General features: G+C 66.6%; 1 protein-coding gene. It reads right to left on the bottom strand.

All coding sequences use genetic code 11. The features are described 5' to 3' along the window. Positions 1 to 524 (bottom strand): AMP-binding protein (locus E3U47_RS24820; RefSeq protein ID WP_167659539.1); only part of this gene is annotated, 524 nt, incomplete at both ends.

The raw sequence follows: 524 nt of genomic DNA, 5'->3' as shown, positions 1-524 counted from the left end.
TCCAGCACGTAGGTCGCCAGGTTGGCGATCGGCTGGCCGATCGGCACCGTGTCGCGACCTTCGTCGCGGCAGGTCCAGTGGGTCACGTCGATGGCCGCTTCGGTCGGGCCGTACAGGTTGAACAGGCCGGCGTTCGGCAGCTTGGCGAACACGCCTTGCTGGGCATCCACCTGCAAGGCTTCGCCACTGCAGACGATGCGCTTGAGGCTGCTGCAACTGGCCACCTGCTCATCCTGCAGGAACACCTGCAGCATCGACGGCACGAAGTGCAGCGTGCTGACCTGGTGCTGGTTGATCAGCTCCACCAGGCGCGACGGATCGCGGTGGTCGCCCGGGCCGGCCACGGCCAGACGGGCACCGCTCATCAGTGGCCAGAAGAACTCCCACACCGAGACGTCGAAGCTGAACGGGGTCTTCTGCAACACCGTGTCGCTGCCGTCCAGCCCGTAAGCCTGCTGCATCCAGCACAGGCGGTTGACCAGCGCCGAGTGGCGGTTGCCCGCCCCTTTCGGCTTGCCGGTCGA

Origin of the sequence: Pseudomonas sp. RIT623 (assembly GCF_004519305.1) — a bacterium.
Taxonomy (GTDB): Bacteria; Pseudomonadota; Gammaproteobacteria; order Pseudomonadales; family Pseudomonadaceae; genus Aquipseudomonas.
This window is presented reverse-complemented; position numbering and strand designations above follow the sequence as displayed.